Origin of the sequence: Dyadobacter sp. LHD-138 (assembly GCF_030929615.1) — a bacterium.
Lineage (GTDB): Bacteria > Bacteroidota > Bacteroidia > Cytophagales > Spirosomataceae > Dyadobacter.
This window is the reverse complement of the sequence record NZ_JAVFVU010000008.1, coordinates 179,392-199,383: the sequence shown is the minus strand read 5'-3', so window position 1 is coordinate 199,383 and position 19,992 is coordinate 179,392. Positions and strand designations below refer to the sequence as shown.

Annotated in this window: 18 protein-coding genes; 2 read left to right on the top strand and 16 right to left on the bottom strand. The window is 45.0% G+C overall.

The window, feature by feature from the left end; translation table 11 throughout:
* The first annotated feature begins 120 nt into the window (after nt 1-120).
* Complete coding sequence (locus tag RB622_RS08515) at nt 121-1,065, top strand: ring-cleaving dioxygenase (RefSeq protein ID WP_308046135.1); 945 nt, start codon at nt 121-123, stop codon at nt 1,063-1,065.
* Between the two features lie 87 nt (nt 1,066-1,152).
* Here the strand turns inward: RB622_RS08515 and RB622_RS08510 are convergent, their stop codons facing one another.
* From RB622_RS08510 to RB622_RS08450, 13 genes are all read right to left on the bottom strand, one after another.
* Nucleotides 1,153-1,416: a hypothetical protein gene (locus tag RB622_RS08510; RefSeq protein ID WP_308046134.1), complete on the bottom strand. Its 264-nt coding sequence runs from the start codon at nt 1,414-1,416 to the stop codon at nt 1,153-1,155.
* Between the two features lie 17 nt (nt 1,417-1,433).
* Nucleotides 1,434-1,850, bottom strand: a complete 417-nt coding sequence (locus tag RB622_RS08505) for a hypothetical protein (RefSeq protein WP_308046133.1) — start codon at nt 1,848-1,850, stop codon at nt 1,434-1,436.
* 29 nt (nt 1,851-1,879) lie between these two features.
* The gene (locus tag RB622_RS08500; protein ID WP_308046132.1) at nt 1,880-2,098 is read right to left on the bottom strand and encodes a hypothetical protein; all 219 of its coding nucleotides are present in this window, start codon (nt 2,096-2,098) and stop codon (nt 1,880-1,882) included.
* A gap of 30 nt (nt 2,099-2,128) precedes the next feature.
* The gene (locus tag RB622_RS08495) at nt 2,129-3,727 is read right to left on the bottom strand and encodes a M6 family metalloprotease domain-containing protein (RefSeq protein ID WP_308046131.1); all 1,599 of its coding nucleotides are present in this window, start codon (nt 3,725-3,727) and stop codon (nt 2,129-2,131) included.
* 199 nt (nt 3,728-3,926) lie between these two features.
* Nucleotides 3,927-4,307 (bottom strand): hypothetical protein, encoded by a 381-nt coding sequence (locus tag RB622_RS08490; RefSeq protein WP_308046130.1) that lies wholly within the window; start codon nt 4,305-4,307, stop codon nt 3,927-3,929.
* A gap of 251 nt (nt 4,308-4,558) precedes the next feature.
* On the bottom strand, nt 4,559-4,942 hold the full coding sequence (locus RB622_RS08485) for a hypothetical protein (RefSeq protein WP_308046129.1): 384 nt from the start codon (nt 4,940-4,942) through the stop codon (nt 4,559-4,561).
* 249 nt (nt 4,943-5,191) lie between these two features.
* Nucleotides 5,192-6,433: an MFS transporter gene (locus RB622_RS08480; protein ID WP_308046128.1), complete on the bottom strand. Its 1,242-nt coding sequence runs from the start codon at nt 6,431-6,433 to the stop codon at nt 5,192-5,194.
* A 296-nt stretch (nt 6,434-6,729) separates the two neighbouring features.
* Entirely contained in the window at nt 6,730-7,500 is a 771-nt protein-coding gene (locus RB622_RS08475; RefSeq protein ID WP_308046127.1) for a 3-ketoacyl-ACP reductase, read from the bottom strand.
* Between the two features lie 32 nt (nt 7,501-7,532).
* On the bottom strand, nt 7,533-8,678 hold the full coding sequence (locus RB622_RS08470) for a Gfo/Idh/MocA family oxidoreductase (RefSeq protein WP_308046126.1): 1,146 nt from the start codon (nt 8,676-8,678) through the stop codon (nt 7,533-7,535).
* A 74-nt stretch (nt 8,679-8,752) separates the two neighbouring features.
* The gene (locus RB622_RS08465; protein WP_308046125.1) at nt 8,753-9,568 is read right to left on the bottom strand and encodes a sugar phosphate isomerase/epimerase family protein; all 816 of its coding nucleotides are present in this window, start codon (nt 9,566-9,568) and stop codon (nt 8,753-8,755) included.
* A gap of 54 nt (nt 9,569-9,622) precedes the next feature.
* Complete coding sequence (locus RB622_RS08460; RefSeq protein WP_308046124.1) at nt 9,623-11,044, bottom strand: glycosyl hydrolase; 1,422 nt, start codon at nt 11,042-11,044, stop codon at nt 9,623-9,625.
* A 90-nt stretch (nt 11,045-11,134) separates the two neighbouring features.
* Nucleotides 11,135-12,052: an AraC family transcriptional regulator gene (locus RB622_RS08455; protein ID WP_308046123.1), complete on the bottom strand. Its 918-nt coding sequence runs from the start codon at nt 12,050-12,052 to the stop codon at nt 11,135-11,137.
* A gap of 9 nt (nt 12,053-12,061) precedes the next feature.
* A complete protein-coding gene (locus RB622_RS08450; RefSeq protein WP_308046122.1) occupies nt 12,062-12,619 on the bottom strand; it encodes a DUF4126 domain-containing protein in 558 nt (185 codons plus the stop codon).
* Between the two features lie 204 nt (nt 12,620-12,823).
* On the opposite strand from RB622_RS08450, the gene RB622_RS08445 reads away from it, so the two are divergent.
* Nucleotides 12,824-14,593: an ABC transporter ATP-binding protein gene (locus tag RB622_RS08445; RefSeq protein ID WP_308046121.1), complete on the top strand. Its 1,770-nt coding sequence runs from the start codon at nt 12,824-12,826 to the stop codon at nt 14,591-14,593.
* Nucleotides 14,594-15,302: 709 nt separating this feature from the next.
* Here RB622_RS08445 and RB622_RS08440 read toward each other — a convergent pair.
* From RB622_RS08440 to RB622_RS08430, 3 genes are all read right to left on the bottom strand, one after another.
* Nucleotides 15,303-17,858: a transglycosylase domain-containing protein gene (locus RB622_RS08440; RefSeq protein WP_308046120.1), complete on the bottom strand. Its 2,556-nt coding sequence runs from the start codon at nt 17,856-17,858 to the stop codon at nt 15,303-15,305.
* Between the two features lie 81 nt (nt 17,859-17,939).
* On the bottom strand, nt 17,940-18,335 hold the full coding sequence (gene msrB, locus RB622_RS08435) for a peptide-methionine (R)-S-oxide reductase MsrB (RefSeq protein WP_308046119.1): 396 nt from the start codon (nt 18,333-18,335) through the stop codon (nt 17,940-17,942).
* Between the two features lie 74 nt (nt 18,336-18,409).
* Nucleotides 18,410-19,915 carry a DUF5723 family protein gene (locus RB622_RS08430; RefSeq protein WP_308046118.1) on the bottom strand — a complete coding sequence of 502 codons (1,506 nt, stop codon included), beginning with the start codon at nt 19,913-19,915 and terminating at the stop codon, nt 18,410-18,412.
* Nucleotides 19,916-19,992: the final 77 nt, after the last annotated feature.

Sequence of the window (19,992 nt, the reverse complement as noted above, 5' to 3'; positions counted from 1 at the left end):
CCTTATGAGCCATAAGTATTGTTTTTGGAATGTAATTTTTAATGTTTTTCCAGGCAATGAACTTAATTATTACATTTAATGTATATACATTAAATGTAATAACATATAAATTTCTGAATTATGAATAATCTGATCAACGGCTTACACCACATCACGGCATTGGCCAGTGACGCACAAAGAAATGTGGACTTTTATGTAGGGATTCTGGGGTTGAGGATGGTGAAAAAAACAGTAAATTTTGACGCACCCGATGTTTATCATTTATATTATGGCGATGAAACCGGCACACCCGGCTCGATCGTTACATTCTTTCCGTATGCCGGTTTGGTGCGTGGTCGTAAAGGTGGCGGACAGCTGACATTTTCGGCGTTTTCAATTCCCACTTCGTCTTTGGGTTATTGGATGGACCGTCTGGTGCAGTTTGGAATACCTTATGCGGGGCCATACAGAAGATTTAATGAAACTTATCTCCGATTTGAAGATTTTGATGGCATGGGTGTGGAACTCGTTGCCAATGATACCGATAAACGTCCTGGTTGGGATAATGGCAAAATACCAAAAGAATATGCAATCCGTGGCGCCTATACCGTTTCATTAAATGAGTTTAAAATTGATCGGACCGTTTCTTTGTTAACCGACGTCATGGGGCACAGGCTGGTGGCGGAAGAGTCGGGGATATACCGCTTTGAAAGTGGAGAAGGTGGGCCAGGTTCGTTTGTGGATGTGTTGGAATCGCCAAAGGATGTTCGTGCTTTGCAGGGCGCGGGCTCCGTGCATCACCTGGCTTTTGCCACGGAAAGTGATGAAACACAGCTTGAAATTCGTGAGAAATTATTGTCGGGAAGTTATCATCCGACCGAAGTGTTGGACCGGAATTATTTCCACAGTATTTATTACCGTGAGCCAGGGGGTATTTTATTTGAAATTGCGACCAACCCTCCTGGATTCTTTGTTGATGAAACGGTTTCCGAGCTCGGATCTTCTTTAAAATTACCGGAATGGTTTGAAGCAAGAAGGGAAAAAATTGAAGCGGCGTTACCTGTTCTCAGTGCGGAATCGAAATAATTTAAGTCCCTGGTTATTAAAAGACAGACTTTATCACATCAACCCGTTCGGTCATGGATAGAGTCTGTCTTTTTTACTTTACGCATTTCAGATCAGCGTTATGTTGCTTATCTGATAGTTCAGATGGAAGGGATCGCCAAAGAATTTAATATCTGCCAATGCCATCGTGTCGGGTTTTATAGTCGGCAGTGTATCGAACGAGATGCCGTCCGCGCGCCTGCCTTTTTCAAAAAATGAATTCCCTTCGGCTTCCTTTGGTGATTCCTCGATGACGAATGTGATCCAATACCTTCTCTCCGCCTTGCCCTCTTCTTTGATTTCAAGCATACGGATTTTACATCTGAAAGACATCGGTTGAGCTATCATGGTTATTTTTTCTTTGATAACGATTTACCTGCCCCTTCTGTATTTTCTCCGGGTGGCAGCATAGAAGGCGAAGGTATCATGGCGTCGGTATTTTGGTCACTTTCTGGATTGAAAACGGGATCCGGTGCTGACTGAAAGCCCCCGGTCAGATTTAAAAAATCCATAGAAGGAACCGGCGCATCAGCACTGGATAATCCCTGATCCTGAAAAGAACTGATTTGCAAAGTCGGCTGCGGCAGCTCTTCATTCCCCGCCGTTAGCTCCTGAATCTGAAGCGACGGAGTAGGTAAGTTACTGTCAATGCCTGCGGTTTCTGCCGACTGGAAGTTTCCCGGCTCCGGACCCGCCGAAAAGCTGTTATTTTGTTCCGTTTGCTTTTGAGAAGCATCAGGTGGTGGAAATACATTGATGGTTACCATAATTTTAAGGATAAATTTAAATGACCTGACTATAAATAGATCGTCGTAATCTCGTTTGTTGCGTCATTGATGGTACCGCTGACGGCAATTCCACTACTCTTTGCGGAAGTTAACACCATAAACATGTTGGTTGCACCGTCATTGGTAAGGGGTTGTACTTTTCTCCAGCCCAGTGTTTCAACAAAACCCCAAACATTTTTTGAGTGCGGAGAAGTAAATACCTGCAAGATTTTTTTTGAGAAATTCATGATCGTAAAAGTTTAAAGGTGAAGAAATGATTAATAATAAAGCAAATGAATCTTACTGCCGTCTACCTGAACCGTTACGGTTTGGTTGCTGATCCGGGCCTTTACAAGCGCTAAGAATACATTGGAGACCCCGTCTGGCGTAAGCTCGCTGATTTTTCTCCATCCCGCCGACTCGATAAAAGCCCAGGCATTTGTCGTATGGGGACTGCAAAATACCTGCAGAACTTTTTTGTTGGATAGGGTGGTTAATGCAGAAGTGCCGCCAACATTAATTTTTGCGGTAATGTTGTTTCCTGAACGCGTGATGTTGGTGATCGAAATCTTGGAATCCGTTCCGTTATAGGCTTTGCTGTTCGGTGTACTGGATACCGTAAAGGAATTGTTGGCTGCCGTTGGGAAAGCATCCGTTGCATCGCCGGAATTTGCACTTGAATTGGTCTGCGGATTTAGATTTAACTGTCGCAACCCGTCAGCCTGTTCCACATCAACCAGGTAATGATTTTCATCCGTATTACCCGACTGATTTTCGTCAATGTGCTCAATAAGCAATCCTTCTCCGGGAAGCGAGACGTCAAAACCTTCCTTTCTACGGTTTGACAGTAAAAAATATTCTTTACTGTTGATACTGCCGACGGGAAGTTTGATAATATCCCTGTTACTCTTGTAGGGGCGGATGGTAACTTCCTGTTCTGCTCCGAAAATAACAGTGGGCGTGACCCAGCCGGTTATTACCTTGCACCAGGCCGTGGGGTGTGCGGGTTTGTCTCCACCATTTCCCCAGCTTCCGGCTGCCATAAGATCCCAGCGACCCGTTCCCTGTGAAGTATAATCGGTATCATAAAGGTCTGGTAAGCCACATAACAGGTGTCCGAGCTCGTGGGCCATTACGCCGACTTTTCCGTTTTCCGGCGCCATAAAGTAACGGTCGATTTTTACACCGTCTACATTTTTAGGTGAAATACCCCATTTGTGGGACCAGATATCATTTTTATTCCCGCTCTGTTCCCCCCCGACACCTGCACAGATAATAACCAGCGCTTCCACAAATCCATCACCATCATTGTCGTATTGTGAAAAATTGACAAAAGGATTGGCAAGGTCGATGGCATCCTCAACAAGTTTCTGGGCGTTCCGTGGATAAGCCCCAAAGCCGAAATCATTATTGGTGTAATAGGCCTTGGTTTGCGGAGCTCTGAACCAACCCGCGGTAGGACCGCCCTGGCCTGCGACGGCACCGGTTACATCCAGCTGCCCATAAGACGCTTCCCTATAAAAATCGCGCATGCTGCCCGTTGCATAGGTGCCTACCGAGAAGAGCAGATTGTTGAAATGAGCCTGGGTTTGTGCCGCAGCTTTGTCTGAAAAATCAACGAGCAATACAATGGCGCGTTTGTTGCCCAACACCGGTGCCTGCTCACGCGCCTCGCCGACAAAATCGTGGTTACGGGTTTTGTGAGGTCGGCTGGTGATCTGGCTGAACGTGCGGAGGTCAAGAATATCTACGTCGTTGAAGTCGGCAAGGTCGGCTTCCCGAAGGAGTGCGGCCTTGGTTTTGACAATCTTCTCCAGTAACTCGGGAGAAGGAGGCATGATGCAAAAATGATCACCCTTTGATGAATGGTTACACATGTTGTTTTAATTTAAGGTTTAAATTAAAATGCTCTGAAACGTTTCATCAGGTTAGTCGCAGCCGATTATTGGTGTGGTAACATTTTATTGATATTATTTTATGATATTTTTATAAACCATAGCAGGCAACAAAAAAACGGCTTCCTGAACCAGGGAGCCGTCTTAGATTAACATGGCTAATAAATCCATAAAATTATATTTAGTCAACCCGTAAAACACGTTCCACTTTCTCTTCCGTCAGTTGAAACGGTATCGATTGTGCTTCACCGTTGATTATCACCCTGATCTCGTATTTGCCTGATTCCAGATCGTTTACATTCAGCAGGCGCCCGAATTTCTGGTAACCCTTCCGGATTATTTCCCGGTAGATAATCTCTCCTCTCGAATTTTTGATCAGTAGCAGCGTGGGGGAATTCGTGTCGATTTTATCAATGAATACATTAATTTTCCCCTCTTTGGTCCGATAAATGCCGGTGCCAAACCCAGCCGATTTCTTGGTTCCTTTCTCATCATCGGCAGCTGAGGAAAAAGGAGTGAACAGTGCAACAGCACATGTTAAAGCTAAAAATGAAGTTTTCATGACGCATGTAGTTTATGTTGGGTTCATTGTAATCTGCTTCAATACCTTTGAGATTCCGTTAATTCTTTCATCGTATTAGTCGTTATCTCTGCATTTTTGGCAACGGATATTTATAAAAAATTTCAATAAATATTTTATAGTTGTGTGACTTACAGGTGAATAACAAAATAACCTCCCGGTTTCGCGGGAGGTTATTACTTATGAGATGGCTAATAGATCGGTTCTGTAATGGCTGAACCCGCTTTGTTTTATTAATGGATATTCAGTACTCGTTCTGTTGTTTGTTCGGTCAGCTTAAAGGATTTGGATTGTTTTTCCCCATTGCTGATCACATTAATTTCGTAGTTGCCTGCTTCCAGATCATTTACATTTAACGTGCGTCCGAATTTTTGAAGATTTTTGTCTATTACTTCACGGTAAACCACGTCGCCTTTATCGTTTTTCAAAAGCAAGGTAGTCTTGGCTTCGGCATTGGCTTTATCGACCAACACATTGATTTTTCCGGCTTTGGTCGTGTAAATGCCCGTCCCGAATCCGGTCGATTTTTTTGTTTCTTTATCGGCCGCAGAGGCGGTGAAAGCAGCAGAAGTAACTAATGCGAATGCGCAGATGAAGGTTTTGATTGAATTTTTCATGGCTATATGTTTTTATGTTGTTGTTAACTGTTAATCTTAAAGTACATATCAAAGGTAAGGTGATGGAAGGTACTATGTAATGCAAAGTACACGAATGGGGGCTTTCCGGTGATAAGTGGTTTGAAAACGGAATGAGTAATTAAACGGCAAACAGAAGCTTGGCAAATGACCGTATGTGAATCGTAAATACATCAAAAAAGCAGCTTCCGGATGCCCGAAAACTGCTTTTTGATTGATGTTATGCAAATCTTAATTTTTCTCAACAAAATTCATATCCTTGGTAAAGGTCTCTTCCAGGAAGTATAAGGCGATCAACGCGATAATACCTGTGGCAATACCGAGCATAAGGCCGCTGTTGATGACGCCCAGATCGGGTTTGAACTGGACGAAGAGTGCCGCGAGCGGAATGGTAGCACCCCGAACAAAGTTGGGAACGGTGGTAGCCACGGTAGCCCGCAGATTTGTTCCGAAAAGTTCTGCTGCGATGGTAATGAATAAAGTCCAGTAGCCATTACAGAATCCAAGGAACGCGCAAACCGCGTAAAAGGAAAATGCGTCTTGCAGCGGGATTAGTAAATAGACGGCCATCATGCAAAGTGACATGCCTATAAATAACCCAATCACTTTTTTTCTGCTTTGTAAATATTGACTTAATAAACCGCTGGCGATGTCTCCGAAAACCTGTCCTGAAAAAGCCAGCATAACGGCTTTTCCCGCGTTCACGCCGACAACACCTTTTGCACTGCCAAATTCCGGTGAAAAAGTAATCAGGATGCCGACGACAAACCAGATAGGAAGCCCAACGAGAATGGCCATCAGGTATTTGGCAAATCGTTTTCCATTACCAATGATCAGCAGGATGTTTCCTTTATCGACGCTTTTCTCTTTTATTTTTTCAAACATGCCGGACTCAAAAACATTGAATCTGAGCACCAGAAGTATCAAACCCATGCCGCCACCGACAAAATAGGATATACGCCAGGCAAAAAGATCAGCCACAAAATAGGCCAGAATGGCTCCTAGTACGCCCAAAGTTGCAACGAGCGTTGTGCCATAACCGCGGATTTCCTTTGGCAATACTTCCGTGACCAGCGTTATGCCGGCTCCGAGCTCACCGGCCAAACCTACGCCGGCTATGAAACGGAGGATGGCGTATTGATCCACCGAGGTCACAAATCCATTGCCAATGTTGGCAAGTGAGTACATGATGATCGAGCCGAAAAGGACCGAAAGGCGTCCTTTTTTATCTGCAATAATGCCCCATAGCACGCCGCCGATCAGCATACCGGCCATCTGATAATTCAGCAACTTTATGCCTTGTGTTAAAAGCTGGTCATCGGCTACATTCAGTGCTTTAAGACTGGGTACCCGCACGACACTAAATAAAAAAAGATCATACATGTCCACCAGATAACCAAGTGCAGCAACAATAACCGGCACCTGCATAAGCTGCGATAACAAGGACGGACGGGATTGTGGAATGACGGACATGGCTTTCAGGAGTTAGCTATTAGTAATTAGGCGTTGGTTTGGATCATTAGAATATTTTGTCGTAAAGCGTACTTGGAAGTGCGAATAATAAACCTTATCACGAATAATATTGTATGACAATTTTGCTTTCGGCTATCAGCAGTCGTCCGAAATGCCATTTCCTGCATTAATCTGATAGCCCCGGGGCGCGTAATCGAATGCAGACTGCCGATAGCGGTACAAATGAATTCGTGATCAGGTCTAATATATCGACGAGCCAAAGAGCTAATCGTCAACTGCTAAAAGCCAGTAGCTCATTACAGTCTGTCAATCAGCATCCCCCCATCCACGCCGATCACCTGGCCGGTCGAGTAGGGGAAGTCGCCTCGGGTAAGCGATGCGACGGCTTTTCCAACATCCTCAGGCGTACCCCACCGTGGCTGCAAAGCCATGCCGTTTTCGAACAGCGCGTCATATTTGCCCTGTACTTTGGAAGTCATATCGGTTGCAATAACGCCCGGACGGATCTCGAAAACAGGAATGCTGTATTCAGCCATACGCACAGCAAAGAGTGCGCTCGTCATTGCCAGTCCGGCTTTTGAAACGCAATATTCGCCCCGGTTAATGGAAACAACCGTAGCCGAAATGGAAGTAACAAAAATGATCGTCGCCTCAAAAGCATGGTTGTTCTGCTTGGCATGAGCCATTTTGCGGGCAATACTTTGGGTAAAGAAAAAAGGCCCTTCCAGGTTTGTAGTTAATACCTCCTGATAATTTTCAGGCGTGGTTTCCAGTAAATCCATCCGCTCCCTGGGTGCTATTCCGGCATTATTGACGAGCAGATTGATCTGTCCAAAAGCGTTGTATGCTTTCTCAATAATTCTTTCACGGTCTTCGGCCAAAGCGATACTTCCCTGACAGTAAACCACCTCTGCGCCAAGCTGACGGAGTTCTTCCAAAGCTTCGGAGGCATTTTCTTCGTCACGTACGCCGTTGATGGCTAGGTTGTAACCTTCTTTTGCCAGTGCTTTGGCAATGCCAAAACCGATTCCGCGACTTCCTCCGGTGATAAGTGCTGTCTTTTTCATAAAATGATTTTAAGTGATTTATGAAAAGACTTTTATAATTCGTCAATGGTTACCCACTGGCGTTTTTCCCAGCTTTCGATACCTTTTTCAGCCAGCTGAACGCCACGTGCGCCGGCTTTGAGGTCCCATGGGAACGGTGTGTCTTTTACAACGTGTTTAAGGAATAGCTCCCATTGCGTTTTAAAAGCATTGTCGAAATTCTCCTGCTCGGGTACCTTCGACCAGCCTTCAAAAAACGGAATAGGCTGCGCAATATCCGGATTCCATACCGGCTTTGGTGTATTGCCATAATGTTGGGTATAGCATTCACGCAAACCCGCAACGGCCGATCCTTTTGTGCCGTCTACCTGCAATGTCAGCAAATCATCACGGCGGACACGTACAGTCCAGGATGAATTGAATTGCGCAATCACATCGTCTTCAAGCTCGAAAGTGGCATAACAGGCGTCGTCAGCAGTACAATTATAAGACTTTCCGTTCTCGTCAATTCTTTCGGGGATATGGGTTGCGCCCAGGCAGGAAACCGCTTTTACTTTACCGAAAAGATTGTCCAGCACATAACGCCAGTGGCAAAGCATATCGACGATAATACCGCCGTCGTCTTCCTTGCGGTAATTCCATGAGGGACGCTGCGCCGGAACCGAATGACCTTCAAAAACCCAGTAGCCAAATTCCCCGCGAACGGAAAGAATTTTTCCGAAAAAGCCGTTTTCCATCAATCGTTTTAATTTTAGCATACCCGGAAGCCATAACTTATCCTGGACCACCCCGTTTTTTAATCCGGCTGCGGTGGCCAGTTCGAAAAGTTCCAGTGCTTCTTCGGTCGTTGTGCCGGTTGGCTTTTCACAGTAAATATGTTTTCCAGCGAGAATCGCTTTTTTTATCGCCGGAGCTCTGCGGCCGGTAACCTGTGCATCGAAATAAATCTGATAATGAGGATCGGCTAACACAGAATCCAGATCCGTTGTGAATTTTGTGATATTGGATTGTTTTCCCAATGCTTCGAGCTTGGCCAGGTTTCGGCCAACCAGGATGGGATCGGGCATAATAATTTCATCAGCTGAAATTTTAACACCGCCTTGTTCAATAATTGCTTTGATGGAACGAAGTAAATGCTGGTTCGTTCCCATACGGCCCGTTACGCCGTTCATGATAATGCCAATGGTATGAGTCGTCATTTTTTAGGTTTTAGTGGTTGGCTATTAGCTTTTAGCTTATAGATAATTCAGATTTTTTGAAGCTTGTGCTTTTATTAAACATGTTGAACAAAAGCGTCGGTAATTTCTTTCAGGAAAATATCCTGGTCTTTCGCCCAGTGGATATTGGAGAAAATCTCAACCTCGCAAAAACCGTTAAAACCGGTAGATTCAACCCAGCCCCGGATTTTTTTGAGGTCAATACAGCCTTCTCCCATCAGCCCGCGGTCGTTTAACAGATCGATGGTATTTACTTTCCAGTCGCAAACGTGGTAGGCAAAAAGATTTCCGTTGGCTCCGCAGCGGATTATTTCTTTTTCCAGATCCTGGTCCCACCATAAGTGATAGACATCCACGGCAACACCCACATAATCCGATCTGAAAAATTCTGCCATATCATTGGCCTGTCCAAGTGTGTTGATCGCAGAACGGTCCGCGGCGTACATCGGGTGTAACGGCTCTATGGCAAGTTTTACGTTAAGTTTTTCGGCTAATGGTAAAATGGCTTCAATCCCTTCCCTAATCTGATTTCTGGAAACATCCAGCGATTGGTCCGGAGAGGCCCCGCAAACCAGCACGATCATCGGTGCACCCAAAGTTGCGGCCTCTTCAAGTAACTTTTTATTGTGATCAATCGCTCGTGCACGTCCGGCACTGCTGGTATGGGGGAAAAAGCCGCCACGGACATAAGAAACAATTTCAAGCCCGGCCCCGCGGATGATCTCTCCGGCACGACGTGGACCAATTCCCTCGGTCGCATTCTGCCAGACGCTGATCCCTTTAACTCCGGCAGCCGCATATTTCTCAACCGCCTCGGGCAGCGCCCATGGTTTTGTCGTAATGGTATGAATACAGCAGCGATCGAGAGACATCTTTTTTAATGGTTAATGATGAATGGTTAATGACGACGGGGGAATTTTTAATGGTTAAGGATTAATTGTTAATGATGCGTTGGTCATTGACAATGATCTTACCGCGCCCAGATATGTGTAATACGGCAGCCCCTTGTTGATTCTGTGCAGATACAGGGCTACTTCACGGGCGTGATAGTCGCCCCACATGCTGGATTCGCCGTTTGGTACCTTTTGCCCTGCCGGAATATTATCCCAGCCATTTGGACGGTGATAAACCGAATGCAGGATGAGTCCCTGGTGCGTTGGATCCGTCGATAAATAAGGCTCTCCAAACAGGGTGTTTAACGTTGTAAGTCCTGCCTGCCAGTATTTATTTCCTTCTTCTGTGGCATTTTTGTCATTCAAATATTTTCCCAACCGTAATAATCCCTGGGCACCGATGGCGGCTGCTGAACTGTCGATAGGTTCAAAATTGTTATAAGGATCGGAAGCACGGCTTGTGTAGTCTCCCAATTTGTACAGTTCGGGAGCTCCGGTGTCCCAGTAGGGAATTCCGTCGGCAGCGGTGTTTGCGATGTAAAAATCACAGGTTGCTTTGGCTGCTTTCAAATATATTTCCTCGATCAGCTGACGGCCTCCCACAGATGCCAGTTCATCATCCGAGAATAAAGGAAGCGACTCAAGCTGCTCCGCAAATCCGGTCATTGCCCAGGCAAGTCCGCGTGTCCAGGTTGTAAATCCTGAAAAACCTTGTTGTGAATTCGGGCAGCGGAAGTTTCCGTCGTTGGTGTTAAATACGCTTTCATGTGCGGTTCTTCCCCATAAATCATAGCTATCACGGCCTTCTCCGTAAAAGACGGAATATTTTGCCGTTGCCAGCGAATGATAAGTCCCTCTTTCGAGCAAACTGGTTTTGACATCATTTTCACCCATCAAACCGTGTCCCAGCAAATGTGAAACCATAAGGGCCCGAACGGAACGGATGGTATCGACGAACAAGGAATGCGGGCCGTTGAAAGAGTGGATATAACCCTGGCCGTCTCGGGTGTTGGTCCAGCGTTTTGCCTGTACCGCACCTGAGATTTTCAGTGCTATTTCGTAAAAATCCCGCTCCCATTTATTTTCGGCGATGCGGCCTTCGTTCATCAGGCGCAGCAGGTTGCCATAGGTACTCACATTATTGAATCCATGGTCATGAACCCCGAAGTGTCCGACGTGCGACGCCATGTAATCGACGGTATTTTTTCGGGCTTTTTCCAAAAATGATTCGTCGTCTGTGACATCGAATTGTAAAACTTCGGCACCATACTGAAATCCCTGCGTCCATTCAGTCCATCCGCGGGTGGTATACTTTCCGTTGACGGTAAAAATAGGAGAACCTTTCGAGGTGTCGTACTCATTTGAAATAAGGTTAATTTTCTCAGCTGAAAGTTGCCACAACCGATCTATTTTCGGTTGAAGCGATGCTGCGGACAGGTCGTTACGAATCTCCATGATCTGATATCAAAAGTATTATTTAGCCTTTTTATTTTAGGATAATACAAAGATATGTTTCTGGATATGTGTCATCAAGGTACATTTTTGTTAAAAAATGGTACTTTTCCGAACATGTTCGCGGTATTCGTTTGGGGTCAGTCCTGATTTGCGTTTGAAGATCCGTCCAAAGTAGGAGGGGTCGTCCATGTGGATGTGGTAAGCAATTTCCTTACTGCTGAGGTTGGTAAAAACCAGGAGGCGTTTGGCCTCTAAAAGCAGCTTATCCAGGATGTATTCCTGCGTTTGTACGCCAAGGAATCGTTTTACGATCTTGCTCAAATAGTCGGGAGAAACATTCAGGATGGTTGCATACTGCTGTACTTCGTGCATTTCCCTGAAATTTTTTTCCACCAGTTCCTGAAAACGCCCGACCATTTCAGGTATGGAGGAACTAGTGTTGGTCATTGTATGTACCGCTTTTTGATTGATGATGGCACATTTTTGCAACAACAAACCCAGGTACTGTCCAAGCATGTTCTGGTCGGTATCTTTTCCCAGGTGGTCTTCTACCATGTTTTCCAGCATGTTGTGAAAATAGTGACGCTCGGTATCTGTTAACCGGAGAACAGGCTGTCGTTTATTAATCTGGAAAAAGGGGAAATGCGATAAGGCCGGGCTGGTTGGATTGTAAAAAGTATAAAAATCTTCTGAAAAGGCCACAATAAATCCCTGGCAAGGCGCTGCAAAAGTGAGCAGATGTACCTGGCCGGGTGTGATAAAGTGCATCCCCGTACCTTGCATGGTATAGGAATGGAAATCAATCTCGTGAAATCCCTGACCTTCCTCAATAAAAAGAATCTCGTAATAGGTATGACGATGCGGCGTGTCCGTCGGAAGAGGCGTTATGGGTAACGCTTCGGGTGCTTGTGCCGTGATTTCGTTGCTGTTTTTAAATCTGTAAATTTTGAGTGCCGGAACCGGACTTTGCGACTTTGGAAGCGAATGAACTGGTATGGCATCAGACATGAAAGTACGCTATTTTGTTTTTCTTAAATTGGCTATTTTTCTAAAAAGCCATAAAATCAGCAGAACTACCAGCACCATGGCGATTATTGGCAAAAAAATGGCGAGTCCTGATAGACCGAAAGAGGCAACGTTTTCAGCGGTGGACACCACCGGATTTCCTAACCCTGCCGTTGTTTTAGACGACAATAACCGCAGCAGACCCGTACCCACCTGAACCATGCCCGCCGTTCCGCCACCCAGAATAAGTCCCAGGCCCCAGTGCAGCACGGGATTGTCGATCTGTATGAAAGAAGTCGACAGCAAGGTACCGGCGATGATCGCGGCTGGTGTGGCAATGGTATCGAGCAGATTATCGATGAACGGGACATAATAACCTCCTATTTCCGCGATGGTTGCCGTGAGTAATGCAAAAAATGCAGGCCAGGTGGCCAGCCATGCAAAACTTTCAGCCGGTGAAATCCAGCCGCTCATGGCTGCAATATTGGCAAGGAGCATGGGGAGGAATACCCGAAAACCACTGCTTGCACTAAGACCTAATCCGAGACAGATACTAAGAAAAACTTCCATGGCCGTAGTGGTTTGAAAACATGATTTGAGAGGAAGACCGTGAAGAAAGTTAGACAAAAAAATGAATTCTTCGTTTCTTTGGTGACGAATTTTACTTTTTCGTTGTTGATCAGTAGATATAAGTGAATGCGCTGTGTTTAATGAGCATGATCGTACTGCTTGATTTTCGTCAGCAAGAAAACCAGAATAAACAACCACCAGTCTGTGAATCAGGAAACCAAAAGCGGCCAGATATTTGATCTTTCAACTCTTAAACGTTTATATACGTTCGTTAGGCCATACGAGAAGCAGTTTTATTTGTTGATCGGCATCATCATGATCAACGCGGTGCTTGCGCCTTTGACGCCGCTTTTGATAAAATATACTATTGACAAACCAATTGCGGAGGGAAATTATAACCAGCTGGCGTTAATGCTGGTTGTTATGGTGGTGGTGTTGATTGTCCAGGGATTTGTTCAGTTTTGGAACACGTACATGGCTGGCTGGCTTGGGCAGTATATTATTCGTGATATCCGGGTTCAGCTTTACGAAAAGATTATCGGTTTGCGCTTGAAATTTTTCGACAATACGCCGATCGGCCGTCTGGTTACCAGGACTATTTCTGATGTAGAAACGCTTTCCAATGTGTTTAGTGATGGTATGGCGGCGATAGCAGGCGATATCCTGCAACTGGTTTTGATCATCGGGGTGATGTTTTATACGGACTGGAAATTGTCGATCATTAGCCTTTCCATGATCCCGCTGATGTTGTTTTGTACCTATGTTTTTAAAGAAAAGATCAAGGATGCTTTCAACGAAGTCCGTGCCGCTGTTTCCAACCTGAATTCTTTTGTCCAGGAGCACATCACCGGTATGAGTATCGTGCAGATTTTTAGCAGCGAAGCTATTGAATATAAGAAGTTTGAAGAAATTAATAAGGTCCACCGGGATGCCAATATCAGGTCGATTTTGTACTATTCGATATACTTTCCGGTGGCGGATGTTATCTCGGCGGCAGGTACCGGTCTGGTGGTTTGGTATGGTTCAAAACAGATTTTAAATGCCGAAGTAACTTTTGGTACGGTGACGGCTTTTGTGATGTTTATTAACTTGTTTTTCAGGCCGATACGTCAATTGGCCGATCGTTTCAACACACTGCAAATGGGTATTGTCAGTACCGACCGAATCCTGACATTGCTTGATAGTGACGAGTTTACATCCAATGACGGAAGCTATGTGCCTGAAAAAATTCGCGGAGAAGTAGAATTTAAAGACGTCTGGTTTGCTTACAATGATGAAGATTATGTTTTGAAAAACATCAATTTCAAAGTGAATGAAGGTGAAACCATCGCTTTTGTTGGGGCGACTGGCGCCGGAAAATCTTCCATTATCAATCTCCTGAGCCGTTTTTACGATATCAATAAAGGAAAAATATTTATTGACGGAATCGAGGTTCATGAATACGAACTGACGGCGCTGAGGAGAAATATCGGGGTGGTTTTACAGGATGTTTTCCTGTTTTCTGACACGATTGAAAACAACATCCGCTTGGGTGACGATACGATCACGCACGGCAAAATCGTGGAAGCAGCCAAACTGGTTGGTGTTCATGACTTTATAGAAAGACTTCCGGGTGGTTATACCTACAATGTAATGGAGCGTGGCGCGACCTTATCCGTGGGCCAGCGACAGCTGATTTCGTTCGTAAGGGCGATGGTTCACGATCCTAAAATAATAGTGCTCGACGAAGCCACTTCATCCGTCGACAGCGAAACCGAGGAACTTATCCAGAAAGCCATTGAAAAGCTAATGAAGGGCAGAACCGCCATCGTAATCGCGCACCGGTTATCGACAATTCAGGAAGCCAATAAGATTATCGTGGTTGATAAAGGGGAGATTATGGAAGAAGGAAACCATGAACAACTGCTTGAAAAAGAAGGTTTCTACGCTAATTTGTACCGGATGCAGTATAAGGAGGTTTTGAAGATTGGGTAGGGCATTGTATCGTTAATGTATTGAGGTAGAATATTTTAATCGAATTTGGAATAAGCTTTGGTTAAAGATTTTTTATTCTGTAAAATTGAAGCTGATCTCTCTTGGGGGATGGCGTTGAAGAGCTAAGCTCTTAGAATGCGGGGTTCGTGAGGTCTGCTGAAGGATAAATATCTAAAAATTTATTTCTCGGGCTGAGATGAAACTCTTAAAGAACAACATTGGTACGATTGTAATTTGTCTCTTACAGCTTTGGATGGCTTACAGAGATTTCATATCGGTAAAGAAGCCAAACGAGCACATGTATCTGTTTTATCTGGTAATTTCTTCTTTGCTATTGATTCTTTTGGTAATGATTTATTTTAAGCATTATAGAAAGGTTAGGGAAGACTGAGTTTTATTCAGGATTTTCTATTAGACAACAACCATGGAACTTAAAAATCCTCACACACGACTATTCTTTTTCTCGGTCGAAGCCGGAACTTTAATATACTATTTACGCAAGGATATACATTATTCTTCCGGGCTGATTTCTTTACAGGAAAAGTTTTTTTGACCGCTATTCTTGTACTTAGTTTTTCAGTCCAGGCTTGGCAAGCTTATCGGGCGACAAAAAAGGTAGGAGACGAAGCGGGAAAATAGATTAGATATTAGGTTAAAAAAGCAAAGGCGCAGAGATCAATTTCTCCGCGCCTTCAATTCTTATAATTTTTTAATTTCTTCTTCCTGTATCAAGCGGAATCGGTGGTGGCCCGATCAGAAAGTCATCCTCAGGCTTTTTGGCATCTGAACTGTCACTGCCGACTTCAAGTGAATCGCTCTGGCTTGGCTGGTAGTAACTTGGACAGTTATATTCCTTGCTGATCTTGAAACTTGGTTTTGGGAATGGTCCGGGTTCTATACCGATTGACTTGTCACGATATATTTTTTCAAGGAAACTGCCGACAATGGGGAGCGCTGTTTTTGCCCCTTCCCCGAGATTGGTGGTTCGGAAGTGAATACTTCTGTCATCGCCGCCAACCCAGGCACCGATCACCAGGTCGCGTGTGATACACATAAACCATCCATCCGAGTTATTGGAAGTTGTTCCCGTTTTTCCGCCGATCTCATTATTATTTTTAGCCACATCAAATCTCCACCGGATGCTTCCCGAAGTTCCGCCGGGCTCTTCAACACTACCTTTCAGCATATGAATCATCAGGAACGCAGATTCGCGGCTGATAGCCTGACGCGGTTCCGGCGCAAATTCCTGGATGATTTTCCCTTTTTGATCTTCAATTTTTGTCACCAAAATAGGTTCCTGGTACTGGCCATTGTTGACAAAAACGCTGTACGCTGCCACCATATCATAAAGTGTGACGTCAAATGGCCCAAGCCCGATGGAAGGAACCGCCTTCAAAGGCGTTGTGATCCCCATTTTTTTAGCATAACGCACCACATCAGCCGCGCCGACATCTTCGGTCAGCTGCGCCGTAATTGAATTCACCGATTGTGCCAAAGCGCGGCGAAGTGTCATGTTGGAATACGAAAAATGTCCTGTTGCGTTTTTGGGCTTCCACTGTTTTTCCACACCATCTTCCATATAAGTCTTTTCAAAAGGCTTATCTTCAATCTGGTCGCAGGGCGTCATGTTATACGTAGAATCGTCAATCGCTGTGGTATAAACAAAAGGTTTGAATGTTGATCCCGGCTGACGACGTCCCTGTTTTACGTGGTCATACTTGAAATAATTGTAGTCCAGCCCACCAACCCAGGCCTTAATCTGGCCGTTGTGTGGGTTCATAGCCATCATTCCGGCGCGCAAAATACGTTTGTAATAGTCAAGGGAATCCATCGAACTCCAGTATTTCGTTATCTCGCCGCTGGTTTTCCAGTCGTAAACCGTCATGCTATCCTTTTTTGTAAGATAATAAGAAACACTGTCGGGGCTATTGGGGAATTTGGCAACCAATGATTTGTATCGGCTGGTACGCTTGATGACCGTTTCAAGGAAATTAGGGATCTCATCACCGTTTTCATCGATCCACGGGTTTTGCTTACCCCAATGGTCTTCAAAAACGCGTTGGAGCTGCTTCATTCTTTGGGTCATGGCCTCCTCCGCTTTTTCCTGCATACGGGAATCAATGGTGGTATAAATTTTCAAGCCATCGGTATAAAGGTCATATCCGTTTTCGTCGCCCCATTTTTTTACAAAATCAACGACTGCATTTTTGAAATAATTGGCATTGCCGTCGTAAGGAGTTTCAAATTTTGTTTTCAGTTCGATAGGCAGCGCACTGATCGAATCGGCTTGTTTGGCCGTCAAATAACCGTATTTCTGCATCTGTCCGATCACAACGTTTCTTCTTTCAAGCGAACGTTTGATGTTCCTTACAGGGTTATAAGTCGTTGTTGCTTTTTGCAAACCTACCAGTACCGCAGCTTCCTGCACATTCAAACTGTCCGGCGTTTTGCTGAAATATGATTTGGCGGCCGTGTTAATCCCGTAAGTATTATTACCGTAATCCACGGTATTGAAATACATCGTCAGAATTTCCTGTTTCGTAAAATTCCTTTCCAGTTTGATCGCCGTAAGCCATTCCTTGGTTTTGTAGATCAGCGTGCTGACACCGGGCACATAACCCAAAAGACCACGTGCGTCTCTCTTTCTTGTTTTAAAAAGCTTCTTCGCCAGCTGTTGCGTGACGGTACTTCCTCCGCCGCGGTCTGTTTCGCCGCTTGCAATGCCGACCGCAACACCGGCCATTGCACGGTAATCGATCCCGGAATGTTCATAAAAGCGAATATCTTCCGTCGCGATAAGTGCTTTGACAAGATTGGGGGAAATTTTTTCGTAAGGAACCGGTGTCCTGTTCTCGGTATAGAACTTACCGATCATGACCCCGTCGGATGTATAAATTTCTGATGACTGCGAAACTTTCGGATTCTGAAGATCTTCAACACTTGGCATACTGCCCATCAGCCAGAGAAAATTGGTTTCGACACAGAAAATATAAAAGAAGGCGCCTATAAATCCGTATAAAAACAATTTCCAGGTGAAGACTACCGGCTTATAAAACGCGGAGTTTTTATCTACTTTCTTATCCCACCAGGCGTCGTAAGCAGCTTGTTTTTCATGGATGGCAGCGATATAAGCATTCGTTTTCGCTTTGCCGACAAAGAAGGTGCAAAGTTTGTAAAGGGAGCTGCTGATGATTGCTTTAAGCTGTGTTCCAGTGAATTGAAACAATGCTTTTAATTTATTGTAGAAGGTTTTGATAACTTCCATCAAACGTTAAGGTTCATAAGGTGTCAAAGATAAGAAAAGCCGGACATATCTCGGTATGTCCGGCTTTTCGATCAGCGCATACTAGGCCGTTTTATTAAATTTTAATGCCAGACCATTCATGCAGTACCGCAATCCGGTTGGTTTTGGGCCATCGTTGAAAACATGCCCCAGATGGCCTCCGCATTTCCTGCAAACCACTTCTGTACGGATCATGCCGTGGGCTTTGTCAACAATTTCCTCTACACTTTGTTCTCCGATCGGTGTATAAAAACTTGGCCAGCCTGATCCGGAATCATATTTGGTTTCAGAGCTGAACAAAGGTGTATCACAGGCTGCGCATACATAAATGCCTTCTTCTTTATTGTCATTCAATGGGCTGGAATAGGGGCGCTCGGTCCCTTTTTCACGCAAGACAAAACACTGCATGCCAGTCAGTTCTTTTTGCCATTCCTCCTCTGTTTTCTCTATCTCTCTCATCCTTTTTGGTTTAAAGTTGATGTTATAGGTTATGCTAATTACCAAGATTGTGGTGCATTTACTAGTAAGAACGATCAGCGTCTGCTGAAAATTCGCCTTAGCCAGGAATTTTCCGGTGGCCAGCATTTATTACCGATATCAGGCGGTCTGCGGAACAAACCGGCAGATACACCAAAATACAAATTGAAAGATTTCGGGTTGCCGATATTTAATAAACCGGTGATATGGTCAGTTCCGATCCAGAACGGTCCCGCACGTCCGGCTAGGCCAATGGCGGGCGAACCGTATCGGTTCATGATCGAAATCGGTACAGAAACTTCATACCACTTATGCTCGTAGCGCGGCGTCACAGCAAGCATGGATTCGCTTTTCATGCCAAAAGTACTTTGCGGAATAAGATTTTGTACCCATAAGGCATTGACGTAAATTTTTGGCTGGATATTATAGTCCACACTTGCCTGTAAAGCCATTGGCAATACGGAATAAAAATGGGCTGCCTGAGATCCCGAAACACCGAAAGCTTCATTGACCGCATCAAAAGCTCCTTCCGATCCCTTTAAGTTTTGAAAATCGTCATATCGTAAAATCTTACCTGTTGTAACAACTTCCTGTTGCAGCAGGTAGGTCGGGTTTTTGAAATGAACCCTTCCTATGTCGGTCAACGAAACGGCAACCCGGTATAAGTACTTGTTTTTGCTGGCGTCTTTTTTTCGCACACCTTTTTCGGTGTACGAATATTTATGAACATCCGGACGGTACTCGTAAACTGCACCGAGGTCGAATCCCCAGCCGCTGCCGGCAGGTGCATTGCCTAATAACCAGGAGGCATTTGGCTTGATATTTTGAAAGGCTTCATCCCGGGTTATCCCGTATTTAACGTCGATCTGGTCGCCAACGATCATGTGACGGGGAATCGAAGGCGTTCTGGTAGTCCAGGCAGGATCTGGCTGGATGGAGTATGAGGAATTATTGATTTCCACATGTGCATTGTACAGTCCGATCAGCCTTTTAACGGTGACACCGACTTTCAGGAAATCGGTTTCATTATCCATGACCACACCGCCGACGGTCATCGCCAGTTCTCCCAGCGCATTGACGTGCAGACGCCCGGACTGGTTATCAAAATGCTGGCCCTGCAATTCTTCAAGCCTTGTCGTTTTGCTGATCAGACGGGAAAGCGGTTCTGTAATGCCGGAGGCATTGACATAATAACGGGCGCGCGTTGAAAACCCGACACCGATCTTATTTTTAAAAAGCCCGAACATAATCGATGGCAAACGGGTATCTCCGCCTGCATTCAGCCATTTATCCCGGCCATTCAGCCTTTCTTTCAGGTAGGCACGCGGAAACAAAACGGCACCTTTTTCATTCCGGTATTCAGAAGAAACCTGATTGGTGATCAAACTCAAAAACGAATAAGGAGCATTGTATCTGACGCCACTGTTTGCTGTATAAAGCTGCGAGCCGACCAGGTTAACATAGACACTGTAACGGGAGTCGGCGACAAATGCGGGATTATGGTATAGGGCCTGAGTCCCGGAATAATTGCCCATCGCAATTCCCTGAAGATGTTGCGCCAAGACAGTATTCGTTATTCCAAGTATTATTCCCCCAATAAGCAACCAATTTTTAGACATGTGGTTAAAACGGTAAACCT